This is a genomic window from Clostridium transplantifaecale (genome assembly GCF_900626075.1).
Lineage (GTDB): Bacteria > Bacillota > Clostridia > Lachnospirales > Lachnospiraceae > Otoolea > Otoolea transplantifaecalis.
This window is the reverse complement of sequence record NZ_UYZY01000003.1, coordinates 564,427-583,973: the sequence shown is the minus strand read 5'-3', so window position 1 is coordinate 583,973 and position 19,547 is coordinate 564,427. Positions and strand designations below refer to the sequence as shown.

The window sequence follows — 19,547 nt, the reverse complement described above, 5'->3', positions numbered from 1 at the left end:
TCGCGGGATAATCTGCTCTGCCCACCGCGGCACAGCAGGTCCTGTTTTATGAAAGACGGTTTTTAAAATCTTCATAGCCGAACTCTTTTACCATCCTCAAATTCCCTCCGGTATCCCTGAATACGATAGACGGCAGCGGCATTCCGTTAAATGTATTATTTTTCACCATTGTATAGAGCGCCATGTCGCAGAAAACCACCTGCCCGCCCTCGATAAGCGGAGTGTCGAAGGAGTAGTCTCCTATGATATCTCCGGCCAGGCAGGTTGGGCCGCCGAGGCGGTATGTATACTTCTTTTCCCCGGGTTCACCGCCGCCCTGTACCGGCGGGCGGTAAGGCATCTCCAGCACATCCGGCATATGGCAGGCGGCCGACGTGTCGAGAACCGCAATCTCCACTCCGTTTTCCATCCGTTCCAGCACCGTGGAAACGAGGAAACCGGCGTTCAATACAACGGCCTCCCCCGGCTCCAGATATACCTCTAGGCCATATTTTTCCCTCAGCTTTAAAATCAGGCTTATCAGCTTTTCCCTGTCATAGTCCTGTCTTGTGATGTGATGGCCGCCGCCCAGGTTCAGCCATTTAAGCCGGGACAGATATGGACCGAACTTTTCTTCTACCGCCGCCAGCGTTATCTCCAAAGCATCCGAATTCTGTTCACAGAGAGTGTGAAAATGAAAGCCGTCCAAAAGGGGCAGTATCCCGTTCTCAAAGTCTCCGGCGCTGCTAAGATTTTTCTTTACGGTGCCCAGCCTGGAACCAGGGGAACAGGGATCGTAAATCGCATGTCCCTCCTGGGTTGAACACTCCGGATTTAAGCGGAGTCCGATGGATTTCCCCGCCCTTTTTGCCCTCTCCCCATATTTTTTCACCTGGGACGGTGAATTGAAGACAATATGATCCGCATACCGCAGGATTTCATTAAACTCGTCTTCCCTGTATGCCGCAGAAAAAACATGGGTTTCACCTCCGAATTCCTCGTGCCCCAGCCTGGCCTCAAAGAGGCCGCTGGCCGCCGAACCGGACAGATATTTTTTCAGAAGCGGGTAGGCGTAAAACATGGAAAACGCCTTCTGCGCCAGCAGGATTTTGCAGCCGGAACGCTCTGAAACGTCCTTTAAAATCTTCAGGTTTTCCGTTAACAGCGCCTCATCCACCAGATAATAGGGGGTTTTCAATTTTTGATTCCGGTTTTCCATCTGCCGTCTCTCCTTCATTGATACTGCGTTCTCAGTCTACCAATACTGGCTCGTGAGATTCTTTCCATGGCAGTCCCCATTTGTTCAGCGCCTCCATAAAGGGATCCGGATCAAATTCCTCGATATTGTAAACTCCCGGTTTCTGCCATGTTCCGTTCATGACCAGCATCGCGCCTATCATGGCCGGTACGCCGGTCGTGTAGGAAATCGCCTGGGAGCCAACCTCTTTGTAGCATTCCTGGTGATCACAAATATTGTACAGGTAATATTTCTTCTCTATTCCGTCCTTCTTTCCCTGGAAAATGCATCCGATGTTGGTTTTTCCCACCGTGCGCGAGCCAAGGGAGGCCGGATCCGGAAGAACCGCTTTTAAGAACTGAAGGGGAACAATTTCCCTGCCCTCATAGATAATCGGTTCAATGGAAGTCATTCCCACGTTTTCAAGGCATTTCAAGTGGGTCAGGTAGCTCTGTCCAAAGGTCATAAAGAAACGGATCCGTTTGATGCCGGGCATATTTAATGCCAGGGACTCGATCTCCTCATGGTGCAGCAGATACATCTCCTTTTCGCCGACGCCTTCAAAGTTATATACTCTCTTGATCTCCATCGGCTCTGTCTCCACCCAGTGGCCGTCCTCCCAGTAGGAACCTTTGGCCGATACCTCGCGGATGTTGATTTCCGGGTTAAAGTTGGTGGCAAACGGATAACCGTGGTCGCCGCCGTTGCAGTCCAGGATATCGATATAATTAATCTCGTCAAATTCATGTTTCAAAGCATATGCGGAAAACACGCCGGTCACTCCGGGGTCAAAGCCGCTTCCAAGCAGAGCGGTGATGCCCGCTTTTTCAAATTTCTCCCTGTATTCCCACTGCCATTTGTACTCAAATTTGGCCGTGTCCTCTGGTTCGTAGTTGGCCGTATCAATATAGTGGGTTTTCGTCTCCAGGCAGGCATCCATGATCGCCAGATCCTGATATGGCAGAGCCAGGTTCAGCACCACGTCCGGTTTGTATGATTTAATGAGGGCAACTAATTCCTCCACGTTTGCCGCGTCCACCTGCGCGGTCTCGATTTCCGTCTTTGTTTTTCCTGCCAGCTTCTCTTTTAATGCATCACATTTTGACTTTGTGCGGCTCGCAATGCAGATTGATTCAAATACTTCACTGTTCTGGCAGCATTTCTGGATAGCCACAGATGCTACGCCGCCGCATCCGATAATTAACGCTCTTCCCATGATAAGTCCTCCCTGTTCTGATTATTCTCTATTCTGTTTATTGTCTGTTCTTGCTGTTACCTGTTCTTGCTGTTGCCTGTTCTTGCTGTTGCCTGTTTTTTCTGTCTCTGGTCTAACGCCGTTCCGACAAGGCAATCAGCATTTCCCTCACGATTTTACAGGCCGCTGCGGTTGACGCCCCGGATGCGTCGAGCATCGGAGCCAGTTCATTGACATCACAGCCGACCACCCTGGCGTTCCCGCAGACCAGAGTTACGGCCCTTCGGAGCTCGTCAAAGCTCACGCCTCCCGGCTCCGGCGTTCCCGTTCCGGGAAATACCGACGGATCCATTACATCGAGATCCACGGTAAAATATACTGGTTTTCCTTCCAGCTCTTTTAACGTCTCTCGGATATCTTCTTCCTTAAGTGTAAAGGGAACCGTTTTCACATGTCCCCTCCCCCAGTTCCACTCTTCCCTGTCACCGGAGCGGATTCCAAACTGGAAGATCCGGCCGTCCCCCACCAGTTCGTGGCACCGCCTGATTACACAGGCGTGGGAAAGTTCAGTCCCCAGATAATCCTCCCTCAAATCGGCGTGTGCGTCGAAATGCATGATGCAGAGATCCGGATATTTTTTCTTTGCCGCCCTGACAGCTGCCAGAGTTACCAGATGTTCGCCGCCGATTAGAAACGGCAGTTTTCCATCCTGAAGTATCTCGTCCGCCCTCTGCTCCAAATCTGCAAGGGCAGCCCCTGTGTTCCCGAAGCTGAGTTCCAAATCCCCGCTGTCAAACACGGAGCAGTCTAAAAGATCCCTGTCCTGATAAGGAGAATAACTCTCCAGACCGTATGATTCCGACCTCACCGCCCTGGACCCGAAACGTGCGCCGGGCCGGTAGGAGGTGGTGGAATCAAAGGGCGCGCCGTAAAGCACGATCCCGGCCTCCTCATAAGCCGCATCGCAGGCCAGAAAATTTTCAATATTTGCCTTCAACATCTTCTAACATCTCCTCTACGTAAGCGGGCAGATAGAACGCGCCCTTATGAAGTGTGGTCGTATAGTAGCGGCACTGCAGGCTCCGCATATTCCATCTCGTCTCATTTAAATCCTTAAGCGGATGGTATTTCTTAGATGCAAAACCGAACAGCCAATGGCCCGACGGATAGGTCGGAATGTGGGCCTGGTAAACGCGGCTGATAGGAAATGACTCCACAATCCGTTTATGAGCCCGTTTACACGCCTCCGCATCGTCATCGTAGAAGGGGCTCTCATGCTGGTTCACCATGATACCGTCCTCTTTAAGGGCCTTATAACAGTTTCCGTAGAATTCCCTTGTAAAAAGTCCTTCTCCCGGACCGAATGGATCCGTGGAATCCACAATAATCAGATCGTACCTGTTCTCACAGCCGCGGATGAATTTCAGCCCGTCTTCATAGTGGATAGCAAGTCTTTCGTCATCCAGGCGGCAGGCTGTCTTCGGAAGATATTTTTTGCATACCTCCACCACAAGGGGATCGATCTCCACCATATCAATATGTTCAATCTCGTGATACCTGGTCAGTTCCCGGATCACGCCGCCGTCCCCGGCTCCGATCACAAGCGCCTGCTTTACCGACGGATGGACGGCCATCGGCACATGGGTAATCATCTCATGGTAGATAAATTCATCCTTTTCCGTCAGCATCATATATCCGTCCAATGTGAGAAAACGGCCGAACTCCGGTGAATCAAAAACATCGATCCGCTGGAATTCACTCTTGCCGCTGTAGAGCTGGCGATCCACCCGGATCGACAATTTCACGTTCGGCGTATGTTTTTCAGAAAACCAAAAATTCATTTTATTCCCCTTTCGATTTAATGCTCCTCTTTTATACTCCTCTCAGCACGTTCAGTCTCTCGATCCGGGCATCCTCCGGTCCGGTCATCGAACAGCCCTTATCCTTTGCATATCGTATGTAATCAATTATTTCCCCTGTAATCTGCTCTCCCGGCGTCAGAATCGGAATTCCCGGCGGGTAGCACATGACAAATTCACTGCATATCCTCCCGGCCGTATCTTTCAGCGGCAGGGATTCCTTATCTGCGTAGAATGCCTCCTGCGGGGACAGAATCACCACGGGATCGATATAGTCGTAATCCATCAGGCTTGCCTTATCGCGGCTGAAACGGCGCCGTATCTCTGAAAGCGCGCTCACGAGGCGCTCCAACTCTCTCTGCCGGTCTCCGATGGAAAGGTAAGCTAGGATATTGCCGAGATCGCCGAATTCAATCTGGATATCATACTCATCCCTCAAAAGGTCGTAGACCTCGATGCCCGCCAGGCCGATATCCCTGGTGTGTACGGAAAGCTTCGTCACATCAAAGTCATAAATACTGTCCCCGTTGACAAGCTCCCTGCTGTAGGCATAATAGCCGCCAATCCTGTTTATCTCTTCCCTGGCATATCCGGCCATTTCAATTACCTTTCCAAATGCCTCCCTGCCTCTCAGAGCCAGGTTCCTCCTGGAAATATCGAGGCTTGACAGCAAAAGGTAGGAACCGCTTGTCGTCTGGGTCAGATTGATAATCTGCCTCACGTAACCGGCCGGCATCGCAGGGCCTGTGAGAAGGAGGGAACTCTGGGTCAGGCTCCCGCCGGACTTGTGCATGGAGATGGCCGCCATATCCGCGCCAGCCGCCATGGCTGACACCGGCAGTCCTTCCCCAAAATAGAAATGGGTCCCGTGCGCCTCATCGGCCAGACAGAGCATCCCATGTTCATGCGCCAGACTGGCAATGGAACGCAGATCGGAACAGATTCCGTAGTAGGTCGGGTTATTGACAAACACGGCCTTTGCATCCGGATTTTCTTCAATGGCCTTTCTGACGTCCGAAAGACGCATTCCCAGCGGAATTCCCAGTCTCTTGTCCCCGGCCGGGTTCACATAGACCGGCACAGCTCCGCAGAGTACAAGCGCTCCCATCACGCTGCGGTGGGCATTCCTGGGCAGGATGATCTTCTCCCCCCTCTTTACGGAGGCCAGCACCATACTCTGAACCGCCGAGGTCGTGCCTCCCACCATCAAAAATGCATGGGCGGCGCCAAATGCCTCCGCGGCCAGCCGCTCCGCGTCTGCGATGACGGATACGGGGTGGCACAGATTGTCGAGGGGTTTCATTGAATTGACGTCCATCTGCATACACGTCTCCCCAAGCAGAGCCGTCAGCTCCGGGTTCCCCCTCCCCCTCTTGTGCCCCGGCACGTCAAAGGGTACGATTCTCATTTTCTGAAATTTTTCCAGCGCCTCATAGATAGGCGCCCTCTCCTGGGAAAGCTCCGTCATTTTCCATTTCCTCCCTGGTTCCGTCTTCTTGTTAATAAATGTTTCGTCCGCTGAAAATCTCAATCATCTCCCGGCGCAGGCTGTCCATAATAGCCAGCCTGGTTCTCGGCGGAAGCTCGTAAACATCTGTTTTAAACAGATAATTCTGCAGGTCGATGTCTTTTACCATCATCTTGGTGTGGAAAAGATTAGCCTCGTAGACATTGATATCCACCACGTCGTATCTGCGCAGCGTCTCCTCTGCAATATAATCCTGGATGGACTTGACGCGGTGATCCATAAATAGCTTTCTGCCGTCCATATCCCTCGTGAATCCTCGGACACGGTAATCCATTGTAATGATATCCGAATCAAAGGAACCGATCAGGTAGTCGAGCGTGGACAGCGGCGTAATCTCCCCGCAGGTGGCCACGTCGATATCCACGCGGAAGGTAGCCAGGCACGTTTCGGGGTGGTATTCCGGATATGTATGGACCGTGACATGGCTCTTGTCGAGATGGGCCACCTGTGTCTCCCTCCCCACCGGGACCATGGAACCCTCGGCTATCAGAAGCGTCACGGACGCCCCCTGCGGCTCATAGTCCTGCTGGGAAATGTTTAACACGGTCGCTCCAATCATATCCGTCAAAGTCGTCAGAATTCCGGTCAGACGGTCGGAATTATACTGTTCGTCGATATAGGCTATGTAATCCTTCTGCTCCCTGGGCGTTTTGGCGTAACAGACATCGTAAATATTAAAACTGAGGGCTTTTGTCAGGTTATTAAAACCATATAATTTTAGCTTCTGATCCATCTTATCTCCTTCTCCCGTTTCGTTACTGTTCACTCCGTACACAGTAACATTAACCTGTTTCCCCGTTCCAGGGTAATCGTTCAAAGCATCCTGCGCGGCATGTGCATCCTCGCGGAGCGTTTTTTAATTCATAGGGCGTAATTTCCTATGAATTAAAAAAGCGCAAGTAATGTGTCACCATCACTTGCGCATAATCTCAGTCTTTGTTCTATTCTCCTGGATCCGCCGGGTATACTCCCGCCGTATCATAATTTTCTATACACCCTCCCCGGGCGTTCTCACGATTCAGGAAAACTTAAATTTTCAGAGTCTATATAGCAAATATTTTACTTTTACCACTCTTATTGACCGTTTCACAAGTTGATGTGCATCATCGCACCGGTTGTAAAGTAACCAACTTATAAAATTTGAGCTTCTAACTCAATCAATAAGGCAACGAAAGTTGCCGCTCGGCATTTGACCCGGCTGTCCGTATGGCCTCTACCCGTCTGCGGCGGGTGGTCAAGAATATTTGCATGGATGACTCATCCAAAAAAATCATCATTTTCCATGTCGCGAGTATCATATCATCTTTTGTGGGGTGAAGTCAAGTAAAAAATTTTCAACTAAATATCACGCGCCCTCCAAAATAAAAGCCAATCTGAATCACTCCCGCCAACACCATCACCGTTACCGGATTCATATGTTTCCACCTGAGCAAAAAAACCGCTATACAGAAAATCACCACCGCCTGGACCTTCAGGTTTGAAAGCACAATCACTCCCTGCTCCCCAAAGAAAGCGGTAATCATGATAGAGAGTCCGGCCGCCCCGATCAGGGATACCACTGCGGGGCGCAGGGAATTCAGGATTCCCTGAAGAAGCGTCATTTTCCTGTATTTCATATAAATCCATGCAATGGCCGACACGATAATGCAGGAGGGCAGGATACAGCCGAAGGTGGCGCAGAGGGCGCCCGGAAAGCCGGCTATCTTAAGGCCGACAAAAGTTGCCGAGTTGATTGCGATAGGGCCGGGCGTCATCTGAGATATTGTGACTAAATCGGTAAACTCCCCCAGGCTGAGCCACCGGTGTAAATCTACAACCTGTGCCTGGATCAGGGGCATTGCCGCATATCCGCCGCCGAAACTGAACGCTCCAATCTGAAGGAAACTGAGAAAAAGCTGCAAATAAATCATGATGCCTTTCCTCCTTTCTGTGAAACTACCGTCCTCACGGCGCCGAAAATACCGCAGGCCAATATAATATAAACCGCGCTGATATTAAGAAAATACACGGCAATGAAAGACAGAACCATAATCAGGATGGAAATATAACTTTTCCCCCTCACAATACCCTCGCCCATATCGTAAACAACAGAAGCGATTACCGCTCCCACTCCGGCCTGCATACCCTGGAGCATCAGGGCGATATAGAGGTTATCGCGAAACGCCGTGTAAAACATCGATACCACCGACAGGATGACAAAAGGCGGGGTCACGGTTCCCAGTATGGACATTAAAAGTCCGGGTACACCGGCCAGCTTATAGCCTACGACTATCGCCCCATTGACTGCAATCGGGCCCGGAGCCGACTGGGCGATGGCTACCAGATCAAGCATCTCCTCCTCATCGATCCAGTGATATTCATCTACGAATTTCTTCTTCATCAGTGTGATGATGACATACCCTCCTCCGAAAGTAAAAGCGCTCAGATAGAGCGTGGAAATAAACAGTTTCCAGATTACTTTCTTCTTTTCCATTTCCCTTTCCTCCCTTGTTTTACGTCCGGTTACCATTCACGCTGTGCCCGGCAGCTATGCCTGTGCGGCTTATGTTACTGTTCACTCGGTATGTATTCCACGAGGTGTTTTCACGTGTTTTTTGTGAGTAACCGGCTTATTTATTCGAATTATACCCGTTCTTGATTTATTTGTAAAATACTATTATTATATAATATAGATAATTAATTCATTATGTATTTTCTAAATCAAACAGCAATTTACAAGGTTTGCGCCAAAAAACATACATCGGTTAACCGGTGCGGTGACACGTTCCCATCTACCTGACATTGCCATATATGGATATGCTGCCACTCCGCCAGAAAGGAAGACAATATGACGCTCCGCCACATCCGAATCTTTGTCACCGTATATCAATGCGAAAGTATCACAAAGGCCGCCGCCAAACTGCATCTGGCTCAGCCCTCCGTGAGCCTCGCTATCAGTGAGCTGGAGGAATATTACGGACTCCGCCTTTTTGACCGTATGGCAAGGCGTATCTATATAACGGAGGCCGGCCGCCAGTTCTACAGCTATGCCCTTCACATTTCCTCCCTTTTCGACGAGATGGAAAAGGGGATGAAGAAATCGGGTTCCACCGGTACCCTGAGAGTCGGCGCAGGTATTACCATCGGCTCCCGGCTGCTTCCGGAGCTTCTGGTACGTTTCAGGAAACAGCATCCCGATTTCAGGGTGAAGGCTCTGATAAAAAATTATTCGGCCGTCGAGGAGGCGCTGCTTTCCAACCAGATCGACTTTGCGCTGGTGGAGGGTTCCCCTTCCGCCCCGCAGTTCGTCGACATCCCATTTATGAAAGACCGCCTCTGTCTCCTATGCGGACCGTCACACCCACTCGCAAAAAAGGACTGCGTTCTTCCGGATGAACTTCTGCCCTTTGATTTCCTGATGCGTGAGACGGGCAGCGCAACCAGCGAAATCGTGAAAAGCCTCTGCTCTCTCCACGGCCTGAAGATTACGCCTGCCTGGGAGAGCGCCAGCAACGAAGCTATCATTGAAGCCCTCAAAAAAAGCCTGGGGATCACAATCCTCCCCAGGCTCGTCGTCCAGAAAGATTTATTAAACGGCTCCCTCAAAGAGGTGGGCCTCAAAAACATCAATCTGGAACGCATCTTTTCAATTCTTTACCACAAAAACAAATATCTGCCGGAAGTGGCGCGTGAATTCATTGCCTTCTGCTCCGTCACCGCAGAGGAACTCTGCCGTGACGACGCTATGCCGGAACTTCCGCCCGGTTAAAAACTTCCCGTCCGCTTACTGCTGCTCTTTGCTGTTTCCTGCCGCAGCTCCGGCTGTGCTCCCTTTTTTGAACTTCGGGCTGGCAATAAACAGAATCACGCCTGCCGCAAAGATGAAAATAGAAATAAACTGGGAGGTAGAGAACGTGCCCACCGAACCGCGGATTAAGTCTCCCCTGAAATATTCGAGAACAAAACGTCCCGCACTGTAGCAAATCAGGTACAGGGCCGATACCTGCCCCGGCGCTTTCGCCCTCTTTGCAAACAGAAGCAGGATAATACAGTGTACAAAATTAAGTCCGCTGGAAATCAACTGGGTCGGCAGAAGCGGCACCCCGTTGGGCGCAAAGGCCGAATTCGTAAACACGATGGAAATCGGGCTGTCCACCTGGATTCCGTAGCAGCATCCGGCGAGATAACATCCAACTCTTCCCAGTCCCTGCGCCAGTGCGACCGCCGGCATTACCAGGTCAAAATACCGGAAAAACGAAATTTTGTAAACGCGTGAAAACAGGAATCCTCCAAAAATTCCTCCGATAATTCCTCCGTAAACCACAAAACCATCTCCAAAATCCAGAAGCAGCTTCGGGTTTTTAACGATATCATCAAATATCGTGATGTAATACAAAAGCTTCGCACTGATAAGACCGGACACAATTACCCACAGAGCCAGGGAAATAATCTTCTCACTGTCAAGTCCCTGTTTCTGCGCTCTGTGTTCCGTCATAAAATAAGCAGCCACAAAACCCAGTCCTATCATGAGGCCGTATCCGTGTATCGTGACGCCGCCGATTGTAAGCAAGTCGTTATGCATATTGTCCTCCGTTCGTGTATTGATGCGGTATTGTCCGCATTCCGGCCATGTAAAAACGCCGGTAATACAGGTGTATAATTCATGCATCGGACATTAGTATAACTTTTTTTCAGGGTTACCGCAACGGATATGTGGTTTTTTTCAGAGAAATTTAATAAAAGGAGGGGGTTTCCACCATCCCAATCAGTTTCGGCATCTCCTCCCTCTCAAACTCCTGGATAGAAATCGCCTTCTTATTCGGGTTGGCAAACACAAATGTCTTATTCACATTCTCTACATAATTCTGTATCTTATCATTGGTGGCGCTTATGATAGCCTGGAAGCCCAGGTCACGGATTAACTGGATGCAGCTAGCCACTTTTTCCGCATCCATTTTTGAAAACGCTTCATCCAGAACCACGAGACGGATTGTCGGGTTTCGCCTTAGTTTCGGTGAAAGACCGATGCGGTAGGCCTGGGCAAAGCTTGCCAGGAGCGCCACATACAGCGGGTTCTGCCCCTCTCCTCCCGAATTTTTCCGGATCATCTTGCTGAGCTGCAGCTTCATGACGCCGTCGTCGTTCCTGATGATCTGCTGCATATCAAAGGAGAGGTAGGTGCGGTAATCCGCATACTTATCCATATTCCTTCTGGCTTCCTCCATCTCCTCGGCCGATGCATTTTCCGGAGGGATGAAGATGCTTATCAGTTCGTTAATCTGTTCTCCATACTGGTTTTCATGCTCCATTGTAAAAAAGTTGAGCTGGTTTTCAAAGGACTGGCTGAGCTTCGAGGGGTTGATCTCCAGGGCCTCATCCATAAACATATCGTAGAAACGGCCGTCCGCCCCCTTATTTTTCCCAATGACAAACTGATATTTGTCCTTTCCGAAGTTCAGGCTGCTGATAATCCGGTTGAGTTCGTCCTTGCGGCCAATAGCCTCGCCGATGGCGCTGCGGATCTTGTACATGAAATCGTCTTTGAAACGCTCCACCGCCGTCTTGGCCTGTTCCGCGGCCGCCTCCCTGTAATGCTCCAGATTGTCGCAGCCGAGTGTGGCCAGCAGCTTTTCATATGCTTCATTATTTCTCACGCTGGGTGAAAAATTCCTGTTTGGATACCGTTTCAGGTAAGAGAGCCGCTCAGACAGAAGAATATCAAACGCCTGATCCCTGGCTTCCGCTGCCGAACCGGCCTGTCCCTTGAAATAATCCCTCAGCTTGTCATAATTCGGGTTGTCGCGTTTGGAGAGGAACTCGCGAAGCTGCTCTTCCAGCATCTTTTCTTCTTTGAAATCGCGCTCCCTGTCGGAGAGTTCTCCCTGTTTCCAGACAGCGTCTTTCTTTAGCCGTTCCAGTTCCTCCTGGCTCCGGCTCGTCTGCCGGTCGTTCTCGCGCAGTTCTTCTTCCTTACCGGATCTCAGGGCCTCAACAGCCTCCCTTTCCTTCTCCCACTCGTCAATGTTCTGTTCCTTCATCTTCCGGAGCTTTTCTTTAAGCTGGTTTTGCTCTCTTGTCTTTATCTTTAACTGCCTGATATCTTCAAGCCATTCCATGTAAGTGTCCGTACTGCTTTCCATCTTTTCAAGCTCCAGGATGCGGCCGCATTCCTTCTGCAGTTCCTCCTGCGGCGTTCTCTCCGTGCGGCAGCGGGTGATCTCCTCCTCCAGCAGCCTGATTCTTTTTCTTACGCTGGCTTTTCCAATGTAGGCGAATTTTGTATAGTGGTCGGGATTTACAAACTGCAGGCGTAAATTATGGTACAGCATACAGTCGGGCGTGATTCCCGTCCTGTTTTTACGGAGTTCCTCTATAGTGCGGCATTTAACAACCTTTCCAAGCAGCATATCGATGTATGGCCTTAAATAATCCTCCCTGACGAGAACCTCCTCCGAAAGGGCGTTTTCAAAGACCTGAGGTGTGATTTCCGCAGCCTTCTCCGTATCTAGGACCGCTACATTCCAGTATTCTTTTCGATCCAGTTCCCCATATAGTTCCATTGCCGTTTTCGCATAGGCGGGCGGCACGACAAGGGAGAGCTTGTTACCGGCCAGATAGCCCTCTACAGCATTCCTCCACTCATCACTTTTAATGTCCAGGAGATCGGAAAGGACGTAAACCTCCACCGGTTTTTTCCGTTCCTCAAACAACCGTTTTTTAATGTAGGAACGGGCATTTTCCAGGTATTTGGGGTATGCTTTTCCTCCGGCCCGGAGCTTCTCCAGCTCTTCCCCGGCCTGTTTTTCCCTCTTTACCAGTTCACGGATAGCGGCTCCGGCCTCCTGCTTCTGCCTGGCCACGTCCTCCCTCGTCTCTTCCACAGAACTCTTCAGCCGTTCGAGAACGGCTTTGTCGATGGAGCGGGCCTCAAATTCCTCTATATCCCAGATGGTCTGGTTGGATGTGACATCCTCGTCCACCCAGGCCTTTAACCCGGCGGCCGTCCTCTGCCACCTGTCCTCACTTTTCATAAGGCGCTCCAGGAGTTCGTTCATCCCCTTAAGCTTCTCTTTCAGTTCATCATAACCGGTGGAAGAAATCTGACGGAGCAGTTCATCGCTCTTTGCCTTAAGCCCCGCAATCTGGCTTTTTACCTGCTGCCCCGTCTCCTCCTGCTTGCGCAGATCAAATGCAGTCTGTTCTATCCTGTCCGACAGTCCGGCCACCTGGATGCGCAAATCCAAAATCTCCATCTTGTCCATGTAATAGGTGTTTTTCCGGATCAGTTCTTCCTGTGTCTCCACCGCCCTGTATTTCTCAGAAAGGGCCTTCAGCTCCTCAATTTCCCGGCAGGTATCCTCTATCTTTTTTCTCATTCTGCCGTACTGCATGACGCTCTCCTGCATATCCTCAATGTGGATATCCTGCTCCATGCAGATATATTCCTTTACAAAATCCTCCAGCTTGATATTCATCCTGAAGGGGATCGCCCGTTTGAATAGCAGGGGGAATTTTTCCTGGTCGAGGCCTCCCAGATACACATCGTAGAGTATCCGGCGGAACCTCTCATTATGGGAGGTGTAAAAACACTCTTCTTTACCGTAGGAACTGTTAAGCCTCTCTTCCACCTCGGCGATAGTCATGGCCCGTTCGCCCGTTCTGTAACCGTCTTCCCACAGCGGCCCCTTATGCCAGAAAAATTTTCTTGAAATCTCATTCGTGGAGGTCTCCACGTCGAATACGATGCCGACGCACTGGCAGTCCTGTGTGTCCGTCCTCATCAATTCCAGGACTATGGTCGTAGAGAAATTCCGGTTTCTTAAATAGGCAAACTCATTATTTTCTCCGATATTCACCATGCCTCTGAGGTATTCAATCAGGCTGCGGTCCGAATCATCCGCTGCGGCCTTGTTGAAAAATCCCCTTCCGTCCGTATTAGCGTACAGCACAATCTGCATCGCATCGATCACGGTGGATTTGCCGCTCCCGGAATGGCCGGTAAAAAAATTAATCTCTTCGCTGAAGGAGAGGGTTTTCCTGCTGATATAGTGCCAGTTATTCAGGCAAATGCGGGAAATCGCCACAAAACGGTCCGCATCATTCCTCGTCTGCTGTATCATCCTGCTCCTCCTCTTGCGTACTGTCTGTCCATCCCGGTTCCGAACCGGACTCCTCCGTCCACGATACCGGTTCCGCCTCTGTTTCCAATTCTGGTTCTGTGCCCGGTTCCTCGTCCATAAATGATTCCAGAAGTTCCCTGACATCGTCCCCCATCAGCACCACGTTGATGCATGGGTAAACGATCAGCCTGCTGCTTCCCTTTAAATCCTCCAGAAGCTCGAGAGGCTCTATAATCTGGTACTTTTTAAGCAGAGTCACGGTTCTTTTTATATCGGTTGGGGAAGGCTGCTTTTTGAAAAGGCGGTAGCTCCCCAGCTTCTCATGCATCTCTCCCAGCGTCGTGTAGACATTTACACTGGTGGACACGCTCTCCATCTGTTCGTCGTAAATCAGTTTCAGAATCAGCAGGTACAGGGTGGCAAGCCTCGGCAGCTTATCCCCCACCAGCGTTTCTCCCTGGATATAGATCACGCCTAGCTGGCTGTTTTCACAGACAGAGATGCCGCTGATCGAAAAATAGAGCCGGATGAATTCCAAATGCTTGTTGCAGAGCCTGAATTCACGGTTATACTGGAACCGTCCCGTCCGCCTGTCGTATTTGCGTTCCAGAATAAAAGTCTGGCGGAGCAGAAGACGGATGGAGTCCGTGACCTCCTTCTGCTCTTCCCCCATCAGACTGTCAAAATACGGAATTTCTGTCATTTGTCCCTCCTTACAAATACCAGCTTCGGATAGCGGTATCTGCCGTTGTCTATCAGTTCGGCCTCTTCCTCCTCCACATGGTACAGGCTTTTCTGTCTGGTGGAGTAGTCATAGGCCAGGATCAGTTTCTCAAATTCTTCATCATTTGTAACCGTTTTCTCTCCTACTTCCATTTTCCCCGAGACGGCGCGCTGTGTGATGAAGTTCTCTATCTCGGCGCGGCTGTAGCGGCTCTTTACACGGTTCAAGTTAAGTATTTCCTCGGTTGTCAGCTCTTTTTCTTCCTCGTCCGGCTCCAGATTCTTTGCAAAATCCGCCTTCTGCCTTCTCCGCTTATAGAGCGAGCCTTCCGACAGGATATTCATCTGGGACAGGTTCATCCTGCTGCCGGTTTTAACCAGTTTTTCATCCTGCCCGCCGTCGTCCGACAGATGATTAAGCAGACGGATAATCAGGCCTTTTGTATTGTCCTCCTGGTTCAGAAGGTAGTTTAATCTCGTCACAGTGGCCCTCACATATCTGGAATGCTCCTTATCCATATTGGAAATCCTGCGTTCAATATCATCAAAACCTCTCTCAATCTGGCTTAATATTTCCTGGATCTCAATAAGCTTTCCCTCATCCACGGCGCCGTCATCCGATACCGTTCCTCCGCCCTTTCTCACGAGATTTTGAAGCCAAAGGCCGTCATCCCTCATCTCTGCAATCCAGAACTTAATATCGTTTTTATAAAGATAAAAGTTGTCCGATGTCTTAAGAATGTGGTATTTCTTCCTGACAATCTCTTCCACGTAGCCTTCCAGGTGATCTTTTAAAAGATTTCCATAGGTCTTCTGCTCCAGGAGTCCTGCAAAAAATTTGTCCATGTTATGCAGCATGTCCTGAAGTGTCTTATTCAGTCTTTTCGTGTTGATAAGCGCAGTATTCAACAGGCTTAAACCTGCTCTCTTGTCATTCTTAAGGGAAAACAGAATTGCATAGATATTCTGAATATAGATCTGAGTTTCGTCTTCCTCGTCATTTAAAAGCTTTCCGAATGCATCCAGCATAACGGCCGCGTAATCGGGAATTACAATATTGGCCGTCATGGACGCATAATCGTCCACTTTCCTGAGCCAGCCTGCACGGAGCAGCCAGTTGAGGACTCTGGTCGCCGGCGGTTCCAGCGTATCCAGATCGTCCTCCATCTCATCCTGCCAAATTACATACTTTTTGCGGGCAAAGTGTTCGCCCAGAATCCGTATGCAGGCCTCCCTGCTCAGAAAATAGTTGCTGTATTCGTATTCTTCATTGATTTTCAGCAAAGCCTCGATGTAGATGGGCCGGTTAACGGAGCGGAATAAGCCCCAAAACCGGTCCGGTATTTCATTCATCAGTTTCATTTTCCGCCTCCGCTGTCTTTCGTTAAAATACCTGGTTATCCAGCGATTTAAGCGCTGCAAGGAGCACCGTGAGATCGAGCGGCTTCACAAGATATCCGTTCATCCCGGCTTCCATTGCCTGACATTTATCTTCCTCGAACGCATTAGCCGTCATAGCCAGGATCGGAACCTTTACCGCGTCTTTTCTCTCCATGGAACGGATGGCTCTCGTAGCTTCAAGCCCATTCATCACAGGCATTCTGATATCCATCAAAACCGCAAAAAAGCTGTTTTCCGGCGATGCCGCAAACGTCTCTACTGCGCTTTGCCCGTCTTCTGCCGTCACAATACAGAGTCCGTGCATTTCCAGAAGTGATTTTGCAATTTCCAGGTTCAGTTCATTGTCTTCCACCAGGAGAATCTTTTTTCCAAAGAATTCACTCTCCACGTCCTGTTTGCTCAGACTGGCGGTCCGCTCCGCCCGGAATTTTGTAAATGTTTCATATACTGATGTCCGGAATAAAGGTTTAGAGATAAAGTAATCCGCTCCCGCCGCCCTGGCTTCCGCCTCAATACTGCTCCAGTCATAGGCGGAAATGATAATGATCATCGTGTTCGGCCCCGTAAGCTCCCTGATACGGCGGACCGTCTCGATACCATCCATCTCCGGCATCCTCCAGTCGATCATTGCCACATCAAACATCCATCCCGCTATCAGGGCTTTTTCTACTTCCTCTACCGCTTTGATGCCGGAATTTACAAACACGGTCCCCGCCCCGATTCCGTCCAGAATCGCAGAAGCCTGCTCGCCTATGTATTCGTCATCGTCCGCGATCAGGACTTTCATGTCCTTCAACAGTTCCCTTGTTTTGCGCTCTTTCTCCCTTTCCTCATCGTCGTGAAGAAGGCCAAACGGAAGTCTCACCGTAAAACGGCTCCCCTCATTCTTCCTGCTCTCCGCCTTAATGTCTCCTCCCATCAGGTTTGCCAGGTTATACACAATCGACAGGCCCAGACCGCTGCCAATCTTATTTCTCGCACGGTCAGCCGTCTCCTGTTCAAATGGCTGATAGAGCTTCTCCAGAAACTCCGGGGACATGCCAATTCCGGTATCGCTGACGGAAATTTTTAATATAGCAAAACCGTTAATACGTTTTTCTTCTTCTATCTCTATTCGTATTTTCCCGCCGGCCATCGTAAATTTCACAGCATTGGACAGCAGGTTCATCAGAATTTGTTTAAGCCTCAGGGAATCGCCGATATAGTAGCGCTCCAACGGATCTTTGTGGTGAATCTCATAGTCAATTCCACGTTCCAGGGACTGGGGGAATATGATGGAATTGATTTCAGCTATCATTTCTATGAAGTCGAAGGTTTCACTTGACAGCGTCATCTTACCCGTCTCGATCTTGGACATATCCAAAATATCATTGAGCAATGATAAAAGGTATCTGGATGAGGTATCAATTTTGTCAAAGCAGTCCTTCACGCGGACCTGATCATCGATCTTCAGCTTGCCAATGGTGCTCATTCCGATAATTGCGTTCATCGGTGTCCTGATATCGTGGCTCATCCTGGAGAGGAAATCGGACTTTGCATTGTTGGCAGCTTTTGCCGCCGCCAAGGCGTCCCTTAAAAGCTGCTCCTGTTTCGCCGTCTCTGCCCTCTGGGCATCCAGCAGTTTAATCATCCTGATGGCGATCATATCCCCGCTCAAGGAGTTCTCCACGAAAATCAGATGCGAAGAAATCCAGTGATACTGTCCGTCGGAACCCATCTGGCGGTACTCCAGGTAAACCTCCTTCTCGCCGTCCGAAAATTTCCGAATCATATTTTCTCTGGAAAATGTCTTTAGAAAGACTTCCCTGTATGCGGGATAAGTCCGACCGCTGCTTTCCTGAATCATCTCCTCGTAACTGCCGCATCGGTTGAGCGTATATGTTTCCTGTTCCTCCACAAAACAGTCATAATAATCCCTGGTCAGATTCACCCTCATAATCAGGGGATATGCCGTACAGATCGCGGCGCGGAGAGACCGGTTCTCAATCAGCCTCTGCTTTTCCGCTTCCAGTTCTATCCGTTTAATCTCGGTGATATCGGTAAATACCGCCTGGATTACTTCATCGCCGTCCGCATTGACAATCCTGCCCATCGTGACATTGACCCAGACCTGAGTCCCATCCTGTTTTCTGCTCTCTCTTGTATAAGCTGCCACGTCCCCCCACAGTGTCAGGGAATCCGCCGTCTTCATAACCCAGTCCATATCCTTGTCCAGAACCATCTGGAACGGTGTTTCGATATGGTTTCTATACTCTTCCTCTGAAGCATAGCCGTAAAATTCCCAGGCGGTCCGGTTAACGCTGACCAGGCGGTGCGTGGAATCCGTCGCAAACTGAAGAATCCCGCAGGGCACCGTGTTATAAAGCTGGGTGAGGAATTTCGCCGTCCGCTCAACTTCCTTGGCAGCTTTCTCGATTTTCAGCTCATTGTGTTTCTTTTCCGTAATATCGGTAATAAAACTGTAAAGGACTTCTGTGCCCTGGTCAAACACCTTTTTGCCGAGATCGGCAACCCAGATGACGCTCCTGTCTTTTCTGACTATCCGGTATTCCGTATAATAAGAATCTCCCCGGTTCAGTTCTTCTCCAATCTTCAGCTTTACTTCAGCAAAATCTTCAGGGAGAATAAAGTATCTGCAGCAGTTGTCCGTCGCATCACCGTATTCCGTCTGGCTGCCGTAACCCAGCATCTGGCAGAGGCTGGGGCTTACCCACCTGGTCGAAAATCTATCGTCATTCAGGCAGACTAACATTCCTCCCGGAAGCTGTGCAAGCATCAGCTCAATCTGGCGATCCCTCTGGTTTAAAATCTCCTGCAGCTGCTCATAGGACTCCCTCGCGGCCGCCACCGGAAACAGTTCATCGTCCTTCACATCACCGTAGGAAGCGGAATGGTGAAGATGCACAAGCCAGAGTTTTCCATTCTCTCTTCGGTAGATGAAAGTCGCTCTCTGGTGAAGCTTCATATACATGCTGGTGCCCTCCACCGACTCCGCCCACCCTGTGCTTTCACAAAAATAACAGTTCTCCGCCAATTCCCGCACAATAAACGTCTCATCGTACATCTCACATGGAATCATATCGCCTTTTCCGGCGCGGAAAGCTTCTGCCACTGCCTCACGTCCCTCTGCCTTCATCTTTTCGCCCGCCCCGATCCACACGATATCCGGCGCAAATTTAGATATCAGAAATTCCATATCAGATTCACAAAAATATTTATGAAGTATTTCTTTCGTTAAATCCCTTATTTCTTTCAGGATCTCTTCTTTCATTTGATTCCCCTTCTCCTGGAATGCTGCCCGTTTACGCACGGCCCGCCATCCTAGTCGGCATCTTTACACAGGCAGTCTGCCCGCCGGATGCACCTGTTCGCTCATTTTTATCCAATATAAGATTATAACAGAATTAAAGACCCAGGTAAAGGTAAACGCGGGGATTTAATTGAAAAACAGGAGCTCCGCATGCTAAAATTTAACCCTTTGACAAATCCCCCTTCCATGCTATAATAAAAAGGAAAATTGAACATT

The 19,547-nt window shown here is 49.8% G+C and carries 14 protein-coding genes; 1 reads left to right on the top strand and 13 read right to left on the bottom strand.

Going from position 1 to position 19,547, the window contains the following annotated elements:
* Positions 1 to 46: 46 nt before the first annotated feature.
* From nspC to EJL91_RS14035, 8 genes are all read right to left on the bottom strand, one after another.
* Positions 47 to 1,198, bottom strand: a complete 1,152-nt coding sequence (gene nspC, locus EJL91_RS14070; protein WP_125142588.1) for a carboxynorspermidine decarboxylase — start codon at positions 1,196 to 1,198, stop codon at positions 47 to 49.
* A gap of 31 nt (positions 1,199 to 1,229) precedes the next feature.
* The gene (locus tag EJL91_RS14065; RefSeq protein WP_125142587.1) at positions 1,230 to 2,432 is read right to left on the bottom strand and encodes a saccharopine dehydrogenase family protein; all 1,203 of its coding nucleotides are present in this window, start codon (positions 2,430 to 2,432) and stop codon (positions 1,230 to 1,232) included.
* Between the two features lie 112 nt (positions 2,433 to 2,544).
* Positions 2,545 to 3,411, bottom strand: a complete 867-nt coding sequence (speB, locus tag EJL91_RS14060; protein WP_125142586.1) for an agmatinase — start codon at positions 3,409 to 3,411, stop codon at positions 2,545 to 2,547.
* The gene (speE, locus tag EJL91_RS14055) at positions 3,392 to 4,252 is read right to left on the bottom strand and encodes a polyamine aminopropyltransferase (protein ID WP_125142585.1); all 861 of its coding nucleotides are present in this window, start codon (positions 4,250 to 4,252) and stop codon (positions 3,392 to 3,394) included. The genes speB and speE overlap by 20 nt, the downstream gene beginning before the upstream one ends.
* A 31-nt stretch (positions 4,253 to 4,283) precedes the next feature.
* A complete protein-coding gene (locus EJL91_RS14050) occupies positions 4,284 to 5,738 on the bottom strand; it encodes an aminotransferase class I/II-fold pyridoxal phosphate-dependent enzyme (protein WP_125142584.1) in 1,455 nt (484 codons plus the stop codon).
* Positions 5,739 to 5,769: 31 nt separating this feature from the next.
* Positions 5,770 to 6,531, bottom strand: coding sequence for an adenosylmethionine decarboxylase (speD, locus tag EJL91_RS14045; RefSeq protein WP_125142583.1), 762 nt, complete (start codon positions 6,529 to 6,531; stop codon positions 5,770 to 5,772).
* 601 nt (positions 6,532 to 7,132) lie between these two features.
* A complete protein-coding gene (locus EJL91_RS14040; RefSeq protein ID WP_125142582.1) occupies positions 7,133 to 7,708 on the bottom strand; it encodes a chromate transporter in 576 nt (191 codons plus the stop codon).
* Positions 7,705 to 8,271: a chromate transporter gene (locus EJL91_RS14035; RefSeq protein WP_125142581.1), complete on the bottom strand. Its 567-nt coding sequence runs from the start codon at positions 8,269 to 8,271 to the stop codon at positions 7,705 to 7,707. The genes EJL91_RS14040 and EJL91_RS14035 overlap by 4 nt, the downstream gene beginning before the upstream one ends.
* Positions 8,272 to 8,625: 354 nt before the next feature.
* Here EJL91_RS14035 and EJL91_RS14030 point away from each other — a divergent pair, with 354 nt between their 5' ends.
* Positions 8,626 to 9,546 carry a LysR family transcriptional regulator gene (locus tag EJL91_RS14030; RefSeq protein ID WP_125142580.1) on the top strand — a complete coding sequence of 307 codons (921 nt, stop codon included), beginning with the start codon at positions 8,626 to 8,628 and terminating at the stop codon, positions 9,544 to 9,546.
* A 15-nt stretch (positions 9,547 to 9,561) separates the two neighbouring features.
* Here EJL91_RS14030 and EJL91_RS14025 read toward each other — a convergent pair whose 3' ends face one another.
* From EJL91_RS14025 to EJL91_RS14005, 5 genes are all read right to left on the bottom strand, one after another.
* Entirely contained in the window at positions 9,562 to 10,359 is a 798-nt protein-coding gene (locus tag EJL91_RS14025) for a prolipoprotein diacylglyceryl transferase (protein WP_125142579.1), read from the bottom strand.
* Between the two features lie 151 nt (positions 10,360 to 10,510).
* Positions 10,511 to 13,897, bottom strand: a complete 3,387-nt coding sequence (locus EJL91_RS14020) for an ATP-binding protein (RefSeq protein WP_125142578.1) — start codon at positions 13,895 to 13,897, stop codon at positions 10,511 to 10,513.
* Entirely contained in the window at positions 13,875 to 14,600 is a 726-nt protein-coding gene (locus EJL91_RS14015; RefSeq protein ID WP_125142577.1) for a DUF4194 domain-containing protein, read from the bottom strand. The genes EJL91_RS14020 and EJL91_RS14015 overlap by 23 nt, the downstream gene beginning before the upstream one ends.
* Positions 14,597 to 15,982 carry a Wadjet anti-phage system protein JetA family protein gene (locus EJL91_RS14010; protein WP_125142576.1) on the bottom strand — a complete coding sequence of 462 codons (1,386 nt, stop codon included), beginning with the start codon at positions 15,980 to 15,982 and terminating at the stop codon, positions 14,597 to 14,599. The genes EJL91_RS14015 and EJL91_RS14010 overlap by 4 nt, the downstream gene beginning before the upstream one ends.
* 22 nt (positions 15,983 to 16,004) lie before the next feature.
* The gene (locus tag EJL91_RS14005; RefSeq protein ID WP_125142575.1) at positions 16,005 to 19,292 is read right to left on the bottom strand and encodes a response regulator; all 3,288 of its coding nucleotides are present in this window, start codon (positions 19,290 to 19,292) and stop codon (positions 16,005 to 16,007) included.
* Between the last annotated feature and the right edge of the window lie 255 nt (positions 19,293 to 19,547).

What these genes read in the sequence shown, in the direction of transcription:
- nspC (WP_125142588.1), bottom strand. Translation starts at nt 1,198, where the DNA reads ATGGAAAACCGGAATCAAAAATTGAAAACCCCCTATTATCTGGTGGAT.
- EJL91_RS14065 (WP_125142587.1), bottom strand. Translation starts at nt 2,432, where the DNA reads ATGGGAAGAGCGTTAATTATCGGATGCGGCGGCGTAGCATCTGTGGCT.
- speB (WP_125142586.1), bottom strand. Translation starts at nt 3,411, where the DNA reads ATGTTGAAGGCAAATATTGAAAATTTTCTGGCCTGCGATGCGGCTTAT.
- speE (WP_125142585.1), bottom strand. Translation starts at nt 4,252, where the DNA reads ATGAATTTTTGGTTTTCTGAAAAACATACGCCGAACGTGAAATTGTCG.
- EJL91_RS14050 (WP_125142584.1), bottom strand. Translation starts at nt 5,738, where the DNA reads ATGACGGAGCTTTCCCAGGAGAGGGCGCCTATCTATGAGGCGCTGGAA.
- speD (WP_125142583.1), bottom strand. Translation starts at nt 6,531, where the DNA reads ATGGATCAGAAGCTAAAATTATATGGTTTTAATAACCTGACAAAAGCC.
- EJL91_RS14040 (WP_125142582.1), bottom strand. Translation starts at nt 7,708, where the DNA reads ATGATTTATTTGCAGCTTTTTCTCAGTTTCCTTCAGATTGGAGCGTTC.
- EJL91_RS14035 (WP_125142581.1), bottom strand. Translation starts at nt 8,271, where the DNA reads ATGGAAAAGAAGAAAGTAATCTGGAAACTGTTTATTTCCACGCTCTAT.
- EJL91_RS14030 (WP_125142580.1), top strand. Translation starts at nt 8,626, where the DNA reads ATGACGCTCCGCCACATCCGAATCTTTGTCACCGTATATCAATGCGAA.
- EJL91_RS14025 (WP_125142579.1), bottom strand. Translation starts at nt 10,359, where the DNA reads ATGCATAACGACTTGCTTACAATCGGCGGCGTCACGATACACGGATAC.
- EJL91_RS14020 (WP_125142578.1), bottom strand. Translation starts at nt 13,897, where the DNA reads ATGATACAGCAGACGAGGAATGATGCGGACCGTTTTGTGGCGATTTCC.
- EJL91_RS14015 (WP_125142577.1), bottom strand. Translation starts at nt 14,600, where the DNA reads ATGACAGAAATTCCGTATTTTGACAGTCTGATGGGGGAAGAGCAGAAG.
- EJL91_RS14010 (WP_125142576.1), bottom strand. Translation starts at nt 15,982, where the DNA reads ATGAAACTGATGAATGAAATACCGGACCGGTTTTGGGGCTTATTCCGC.
- EJL91_RS14005 (WP_125142575.1), bottom strand. Translation starts at nt 19,292, where the DNA reads ATGAAAGAAGAGATCCTGAAAGAAATAAGGGATTTAACGAAAGAAATA.